The 8,056-nt window shown below is 67.0% G+C and carries 9 protein-coding genes; 5 read left to right on the top strand and 4 right to left on the bottom strand.

The features are described from left to right. Positions 1–117: 117 nt before the first annotated feature. Positions 118–933 (bottom strand): alpha/beta fold hydrolase, encoded by an 816-nt coding sequence (locus ACWF0M_RS31565; protein ID WP_452239379.1) that lies wholly within the window; start codon positions 931–933, stop codon positions 118–120. A gap of 66 nt (positions 934–999) precedes the next feature. Beyond that, a complete protein-coding gene (locus ACWF0M_RS31570; RefSeq protein ID WP_452239380.1) occupies positions 1,000–1,824 on the bottom strand; it encodes an alpha/beta fold hydrolase in 825 nt (274 codons plus the stop codon). A gap of 151 nt (positions 1,825–1,975) precedes the next feature. On the opposite strand from ACWF0M_RS31570, the gene ACWF0M_RS31575 reads away from it, so the two are divergent. Continuing rightward, positions 1,976–2,500 (top strand): DinB family protein, encoded by a 525-nt coding sequence (locus ACWF0M_RS31575; protein WP_452239381.1) that lies wholly within the window; start codon positions 1,976–1,978, stop codon positions 2,498–2,500. A 104-nt stretch (positions 2,501–2,604) separates the two neighbouring features. Here the strand turns inward: ACWF0M_RS31575 and ACWF0M_RS31580 are convergent, their stop codons facing one another. Further along, positions 2,605–2,736 (bottom strand): hypothetical protein, encoded by a 132-nt coding sequence (locus ACWF0M_RS31580; protein WP_452239382.1) that lies wholly within the window; start codon positions 2,734–2,736, stop codon positions 2,605–2,607. Between the two features lie 148 nt (positions 2,737–2,884). On the opposite strand from ACWF0M_RS31580, the gene ACWF0M_RS31585 reads away from it, so the two are divergent. Together ACWF0M_RS31585 and ACWF0M_RS31590 are read left to right on the top strand one after the other, a co-directional pair. After that, complete coding sequence (locus ACWF0M_RS31585; RefSeq protein WP_452239383.1) at positions 2,885–4,693, top strand: heparinase II/III domain-containing protein; 1,809 nt, start codon at positions 2,885–2,887, stop codon at positions 4,691–4,693. A gap of 141 nt (positions 4,694–4,834) precedes the next feature. Then, positions 4,835–5,758, top strand: coding sequence for a DUF4333 domain-containing protein (locus ACWF0M_RS31590; protein WP_452239384.1), 924 nt, complete (start codon positions 4,835–4,837; stop codon positions 5,756–5,758). 30 nt (positions 5,759–5,788) lie between these two features. Here ACWF0M_RS31590 and ACWF0M_RS31595 read toward each other — a convergent pair whose 3' ends face one another. Further along, positions 5,789–6,280: a hypothetical protein gene (locus ACWF0M_RS31595; RefSeq protein ID WP_452239385.1), complete on the bottom strand. Its 492-nt coding sequence runs from the start codon at positions 6,278–6,280 to the stop codon at positions 5,789–5,791. 95 nt (positions 6,281–6,375) lie between these two features. Between ACWF0M_RS31595 and ACWF0M_RS31600 the strand changes: the two genes are divergently transcribed. Both ACWF0M_RS31600 and ACWF0M_RS31605 read left to right on the top strand, forming a co-directional pair. Continuing rightward, positions 6,376–7,041 (top strand): alpha/beta fold hydrolase, encoded by a 666-nt coding sequence (locus ACWF0M_RS31600; protein ID WP_452239388.1) that lies wholly within the window; start codon positions 6,376–6,378, stop codon positions 7,039–7,041. Between the two features lie 58 nt (positions 7,042–7,099). Then, the gene (locus tag ACWF0M_RS31605; RefSeq protein ID WP_452239386.1) at positions 7,100–7,858 is read left to right on the top strand and encodes a class I SAM-dependent methyltransferase; all 759 of its coding nucleotides are present in this window, start codon (positions 7,100–7,102) and stop codon (positions 7,856–7,858) included. Positions 7,859–8,056: the final 198 nt, after the last annotated feature.

Genomic DNA, 8,056 nt, shown 5'->3' on the forward strand with positions numbered 1-8,056 from the left:
GCAGTTTCCCGGCCCGTCTGGACGTCTCGACACTGCACCTGAGCCCGGGGTCGCACAACACCTCGAAACCGGTGGTGACGGCTTGCGTACCGTTGTACGCAAGCCGTCAGGGTCAGGTCACCCGGTCGTGCGGGCGGCGGTTTCGATGACTCGGGTGATCGGACCGGGGTCGGAGATCAGGCCGAGGTGACCGGTGGGGATTCGCGTGATGACGGAGTTGGCCCGGGTGGCCATGAAGTTCTGCGCGGCCGGGGTGATGATGAGGTCGCGGGTGCCGAGCACGTACCAGGACCTGATCGAGGCCCAGGCCGGCGGACCGGACGGGATGTTGCCGGCGCTGAAGGTGAGCGGCCGCTGCGACGGGTAGAGCCGCTCGGACCGGCTGCGCGGCAGCCCGGACGCGAACGACGTCACGAACGTGTCGTGCTTGAGGTAGAGGTCGACGTCCCCGGCCGGCGCGCCCGGGTACGGGACGAGGTCGAAGACGGTGGTGGGATCGGGCACGGCCAGGGCCGAGTCCGCGCCGACCAGCGGGAGGATGGTCTCACCGGCCGCCGGAGCGAAGGCGTCCACGTACACGAGCGCCTCGACGTTCGCGTTCCCGATGGCGGCGTTGGTGATCACGGCACCGCCGTACGAATGACCGACGAGCACGATCGGCCCGGAAAGCGTGGACAGGAAATCGCTGATCGTTGCTGCATCGGTCTGCAGGTTGCGCAACGGGTTCGGTGGGACCCGGACCTGGTAGCCGTCGTCCAGCAGCCGGTTGGTGACGTTCTGCCAACTCGATCCGTCCGCCCACGCGCCGTGGACCAGCACGATCGTGGGCTTCGGGCCGCTCGGGTACGTCGCGGCGGCGGGTGTCACGGCTGCGAGCAGGACGCCGAGGACGGCGCCGACGGCTGCCAGAAAACGTGTTCTGTGGTGATGCATCGATGGGGCCTTTCGTCAGGCGGCTGTCGCCGGGAGGGCGCGCTGATGCGTGACGAAGCCGGACAGTTACGACTGGAAGAACTCGAGGAGATCGGCGTTGACCACGTCGGCGTGCGTCGTGGGCAGGCCGTGCGGGAGGTCCTTGTAGGTCTTCAGGACCCCGTTCTTGAGCAGCGCGGCCGACTTCGGGCCGGCATCGGCGTACGGCACGATCTGGTCGTCCTCGCTGTGCACCACCAGCACCGGGACGGTGATCGTCCGCAGGTCCGCGGTGAAGTCGGTCTGCGAGAACGCGACGATTCCGTCGTAGTGCGCCTTCGCGCCGCCCATCATGCCTTGGCGCCACCAGTTCGCGATGATCGCTTCGACGGGTACGGCGCCTGGCCGGTTGAAGCCGTAGAACGGCCCTTCCGGGAGCGCGCGGTAGAAGGCCGACCGGTTCGCCGCGAGCTGCGCCTGGAGGTCGTCGAAGACCGCCTTCGGCAGGCCCTCCGGGTTCGCGTCGGTCTGCACCATCAGCGGCGGGACCGCGCAGAGCAGCGCGGCCTTGGCGGCCCGGTCCTCACCGTGCCGGGCCAGGTAGTGCACGACTTCGCCGCCGCCGGTCGAGTGGCCGACGTGGATGCAGTCGCGCAGGTCGAGGTGGTCGACGACCGCCTTCAGGTCGTCTGCGTAGTGGTCCATGTCGTGTCCGTCACCGGTCTGCGTCGACCGGCCGTGTCCGCGGCGGTCGTGCGCGACGACGCGGTACCCCTTCGACAGGAAGAACAGCAGCTGGTTGTCCCAGTCGTCGGCCGACAGCGGCCAGCCGTGACTGAAGACGATCGGCTGGCCCGTCCCCCAGTCCTTGTAGAAGATCTCCGTACCGTCGTTGGTCGTGATCGTTCCCACGTGAACCCCCTTGGTCCGCAACGGGGTCGGCCCGGTCGCCGCCCCTCCGCCAAGCTAGTCGCCGAACACCCGGCCGAGGAGGGCTCGACGTCATAGCCGTGAATCTCTGTAGAGGACAGAAGCTGGCCGCTATCGCGTTTAGAGTCGGAGCATGACGACAAACGAGCAGACCGTGTCCGGAGAGCGGGCCGACATCCTGGACCTTCTCGGAAAACACCGGTTCTTCCTGCGGCACACTGCCCAGGGCCTCACCGACGAGCAGGCGAGCGCCCGCCCCACCGTCAGCGAACTGACGGTCGGCGGCCTGATCAAGCACGTGACGTCGGTCGAGCGGCACTGGGCCGAGTTCGCTCAGGGCAAGGCTTCCACTGAGCCGATCACCGAGTTCACCCCGGAGATGATCGCCGCCCGGCAGGACGAGTTCCGCCTGGTCGACGGCGAGACGCTCACCGATGTACTCGCGGAGTACGAGAAGGTCGCCGCCGGCACCGACGAACTCGTCCGCACCCTCGACCTGGACACCAGCTTCGAGCTCCCGGCCGCGCCCTGGCAGCCGCCGGGTGTGTTCTGGACCGGCCGCCGGGTGTTCCTGCACATCGCGGCCGAGACCGCGCAGCACGCCGGCCACGCCGACATCATCCGGGAAACGATCGACGGCCAGAAAACCATGGGCTGAACCAACAAACCGAGCGCCAGGACCTCTCCGGGGTCCTGGCGCTTTGCTGTGCTGCGGAAACGCAACTTTCCGCAGGGTTTCCGCATCGAGGCAGACAGGGGTAATCAAACCTCGGTGAGCTGACCGCCCTCGCGAACTTCGCGGGCCGCCCGAGGTACGGCGTACTGCTGGTGCGCCCGTCCGGTCAGGAGACCGTCGCCGGTATGCGGGGACGGTGGGGAAAGGCACAACTTCATGCGATTCAGGGGTACGGCCGTTGTGGCCGTGGGAATCGCTGTTCTGGTTCTGGGGGCGGGAACGGCTGCAGGAGACACCCGTGCATCGGGAGAAGGTCCCGGTCTTGAGATCGTCCCAGGACCGGACGATCCAGGCGGGTCCGAGTTCGTGCCGGGCCAGAGCAACGTCGTACCACCGACGGCCGCGCCGGCGACGGACATCGGTAAGAACACCAACCAGATCCAGGCGCTCGCGGCACCGTTCTACGCGTGCCCGGGGTTCAGTGGGATCGAGAAGACGAACCCGTTGGCGAACCTGTACGGCGACAAGTTTGCCTGGGGCCCGTATCCGGCGTACAAGGTCGGCAACGGCAGCGGCAACATCAACTGGGCGGCAAACCCGTACAAGAACGCCAGTTGGTACATGTGGTTCCACTCGCTGCGCTGGCTCGGACAGGGAATCGTTGCCGCGGGCAAGGGTAATCTGACCGCGCTGACCCGGGTCAACACGATCGCGTACGACTGGTACCGCGACAACCCGTACTCGTGGAAGGCGAACGTCGGTGCGTGGGAGTCCACCATGCACCGCACCAACGTGCTGATCTGCTTGCGCCAGGCGATCCTGACCGGGCTGCACGTGACCGCAGTGCCGGCCAGGTATGCGTGGGTGAACGCGGCGCTGCTGAGCCATGCCCGGTTCCTGACGAACTACTGGAGCGGCGCGTCGAACCACGGTACGGACGAGAGCATCGCGCTGTTCGCAGTCGGCTGCGTGCTCGGCCGGACCGACTACAAGAACCTTGCACAGCGACGATTCGCCGCCGGCATCACGACCTCGATCGATGCCCAGGGTGCGACCAACGAACAGTCCACCGGCTACGCATCCTTCAACTACTCGCTCTGGGGTCGCGCGATCGCCGTCATGCAGAACTGCGGCGTCAACCCCGGTACGACGATCGCCACCCGGCGCGCGTTGCTGGCCAAGTTCCTGACGCTGGCGACCAACTCGCTCGGCAGGCTCCATCAACTCGGTGACACCGAGGTTCAGGCGACGTACCCGTGGAAAGGCACGCCGTTGGAGTTCGCCGGCTCGAGGGGCACGGCGGGCACGGTGCCGCCGTGGCGGGTCGGGGTCTACTCGGCCGGGTACGTCTTCGGGCGGACCGGTTGGGGAACCGATCCGGCGCGTGGGTTCACGGGCGAGTCGTCGTACAGCATCAGGTACGGTCCGGCACGGGCGTTCCACGGGCACCTCGACCACACGAGCATCACGTACACGGCACGCGGGCGGGACATCATCGTCGATGGCGGGTACGCCGCGTACAACGCCGGTGCATATCGCACGTGGGCCGTCAGCCCGAGCGCGCACAGTGTATTGACGACGCCGATGTCGAAGTACCTGAATCCGGTGACTCGGCTGACTGCGTCGTCGGTGAAGGCGAACGCGGAGTCGTACGTGTTCGCGGATGCGCCGGCGAGCGGGGTCAGTCGGGTTCGTTCGGTCCTCGCACTGAAGGGTCCGGATCTGCTGGTGGTGTGGGATCGTGCGTCGGCGAGGACCGTACAGGCATTCCAGACGCTGTGGCACCTGCCGTCGGATCAGCGCGCGACCGTCGTCTCCCGGACGACTGCGGTCGCGATGGCGCCCGGCGATACGACGAAGACGATCCTGTTCCAGGTGCCGTTCAAGCAGGCGCTGCTGGCTGGCGCGATCCTCGTCAAACGGGCCCAGACCAACCCGATCCAGGGCTGGCAGTACCCGAGCAGCTTCGTGCGCAAGCCCGCCCCGACCCTGATGCTGGCCCGCTCCGGCAAGACGGCCTCGATCCTGTCGTTCGTCGTCCCGGTCCGATCCAGCGGATCCGTCACCTACTCCGTGCGACAGGTCGGTACGACGTTCATCGTCAACCTCAACGTCGGCGGCCAACGCACCAGCATCGCCATCTCCCCCGGCGGCTCCCTCTACCGAGCCAGCTAACCCAAGGGGCGCCTCCCGCCTGGGAGGCGCCCCTGTCTTCAGCCTTCCTCCTTGGTGGGCTGAGGAGTAACGTCCAAAGCGAGGACTGCGGACCGTGACGCGGGGGGAGCCGCCGCCCATCTGAGATGGCGGGGGGTCGTCATGCGCGCAGTCATCAGTTCACATCGATCGGCCGCGGCGCTAGTGGCCGTGGTGCTGGCCGGGTGCTCCGCCGAGGTGACGGTCGGGGGCGGTACGGTCGATTCGGATCGGACCGCTTCGGAAGTCGCGACGTACCTGCATGAGCACGTGCCCGGTGTGCAGGTCGGAACCGTCGCCTGCCCCAAGGACGTCAAGGTCGCCGAGGGCGCGACCTTCACCTGCACAGCCGATGTGGCGGGCACGCAACTGCCGGTGACCGTGACTTTGAGCCACGTGAGCGGCCGCGAATACACCTACGAACTCAAACCGGCCAAGGCGCTCATCGACACCGGAAAGCTCGTCAGCGAGATCAAGTCCAGGCTTCCGGCACAGGCAGCGGGTGCCGCGATCGACTGCGGTACGGCGCCCATACGCATCGTCGAGGTCGGTGGGAAGATCCCGTGCACCGTCTCCTTGGCAGGCAAGCGGCAGACCGTCCAGACAGTCGTCGACGACCTCGGCGGAACCGTGCACTTCGAGCCCGCCACGCTATGGGCGGCTTCGATCGGAAAGATCGGCGACACGGTCACGGTGTACGACGGTTCCGGCGCCGCCCAGTTGGAGGTCACCGTCGCGCGCCTGAAGTTCAGTCCTGGCGACGATGTCGACCACCCGGAACACGGCCTGTACCTAGGCGCGTACGTGAAGCTGCACGCCCTGATCGACCAGCAGGACCTCACCGAGATCACCGCCCTGGTCGCCGGCCGCACCTACACCGGCGACGCGATAGTCACCTCAACGACCTTCGACCCTCCCCTGGAAGCAGCAATCCTCAACCAAGGCGAACAAACCACCGGCTGGCTGATCTTCGACGTCCCCACCCGCCACGGCCAACTGATAATCCACGACGCCGCCCACCACCAACTAGCCGCCTGGAACTACTGAGCCCGTCCATCAGGCGACGGAAGCCGCATGTCACGCTCGGGGCGGAACGTCGCTCTCGCGGAGGGACTGGAGGTGGGATCTGATGAGGTCGGTCAGTTCGTTGCGCCGGTCTCGGTGTTCGTTCCACTGATCCAGCAAGTTCACCAGATCCGTGCCGCGTCCCGGGTCCCACAGGTCAGGCACATCGGACAGGACTTCCAGGACACGTTGCGCCGACGCGTACGCGGTGTGTGTCTTGTCCATTTGGTCGACAGCCCAGCAGATGTGCTCCCAATGGCCGCGCCAAGGAAGTTCGTCGTACGGGTTGTTGATGACCAGCACAGGATGCCCGAGCTCGGCGAGCACCGCCTCGAACATTTGCCGCGCCTCGGTCGACTGGCGGCGGGTGAGGCCGGCCAGCTCGCGTAGCAAGGGAGAGTCGTAGCCCTCAACCAGCCAGTGAGCCGCGAGCATGGGCAGGTCAGCGTCCCGAACGGCTCGACCGCGGCTCGCCTGTTCAGGCGTCACGTCGAGCGCATTCACAAACACAATCCTGCCACAGCGAAAGCCGGTGGTGGCGAACCGAGGGTGGGCGGTCGTCGGGCTGGCTGGCCTAGGATGGCGCGGTGGAGTTTGTGATGGTGCCGGGTGGGTGGCAAGGCGGGTGGGTGTTCGACGCGGTGGCCGCCGAGCTGCGTCGGAACGGTCATCACGTCGAGGCGGTGACCCTGTCAGGGCTGGAGTTGGACGGCCCGGTCGATGTAGACCGACCGCCGAACCTCGACGACCACATCGACCAGGTCGCCGAGATCGTTGCCCGTAGCCACGAAACGCCTCTCGCGTTGTGCGGGCACAGCTACGGTGGGATGGTGATCGCCGGTGTCGCGGACCGGATCGGTGAGCGCCTCGGTCAGCTCGTATTCATCGACGCGTATGTCCCGGACGACGGGGATTCGTGCTGGTCTTTGACCAGCGACAGCTTCCGTGAGTTGTTCATAGCCGGTTCCCGCGCCGACGGTCGATGGGTCGCAGTACCCGATGGGCTTGACCCTCGCGCGCGACCGCACCCGCTCCCAAGCTTCGTCCAGTCGATCAGGCTCGGCGCCAGCCCGAGCGACGCACCCCGCCGTACGTTCATCAGCGGTGGCGCTTGGCCGGGCAGCCCTTTCTTGGCCCTGACCGAACGCCTACGCAACGACTCAGCCTGGCAGGTTCACGAAATTCCCGTTGGCCACAACATTGCTCGTCGTGACCCACAGAGCCTCGCGGCGGTTCTCAACACACTCCCACCGGCCAGCACCTGAACGTGGGCATCCCGAAATTGACAGGCGCCGAGGGTCTGGAAGGTGTCAGGATGCCGACATGGTTGCGCGTGCGCTGAGCTTCGGGTCGGTGGCTGAGGCGTACGAGCGGTACCGGCCCGGGTACCCCGTCGAACTCCTCGATCTGATCACGGCGTACGCCGGTGCGCCGATCCTGACCGCCCTAGAGATCGGCGCCGGGACCGGCAAGGCAACGCGCCTGCTCGCGCAGGGCGGGATCGCGGTCACGGCGACAGACCCGGACGCGGCCATGCTCGCGGAGCTGCGCAAACACCTGCCCGCCGGCGTCACCACCGTGCAGGCCGCATTCGAGGACCTGCCGCTGGATACGTCGTACGAGCTGGTGTATTCAGCCGCCGCGCTCCACTGGACCAACCCTGAAGGCCGGTGGGAGCGGATGGCCTCGCTCGTCCAGCCGGGCGGCGTCTTCACTTCGTTCGGCGTACCGATCGGGCTAGCCGACCCGTCCCTCCAGGAGGCCGCGCGCGCCGCACGTGCGCCGTACCTGGAGGAGGACGGCGTCCCATCGCCCGACGGCACACCGGCGGATCGTCCGATGCAGTGGCCCGGCACCGAGCTCGAGCAGTCCGAGTGGTTCACCGATGTCCAGCAGTCTGTGATCGAACGGCGCCTGACGATGAGCGCCCACGACTACATCGGACAGCTGTCGACAGTCTCGGCGTACGTGATCCTCCCACCCGCCGACCGGGACGAGGTCTTCCGCCGAACCCTCGAGGCCCTCCCCGAAACCGTCGAGATCGACGCCCAAATCACCGCCCACCTGGCTCGCCGTCTCTAACCTCCGATCGGGGGCTCAGCCCCGATCTAGTGTCCTGAGTCGGAAGTACGCGGCAACTTGGTAGGCCGTGTCGGTGGCGAGTCCGCCCAGCATTAGCGCCGTCAAGGCCTCCCCAAACCGATTTGGGGAGCAAGACCCACCCGAACCAGCCTGTAACACTCCCCATTCGGAGCGGATCGACCCGCGGATCGACCCGCG

It is taken from the genome of Kribbella sp. NPDC055110 (genome assembly GCF_053607525.1).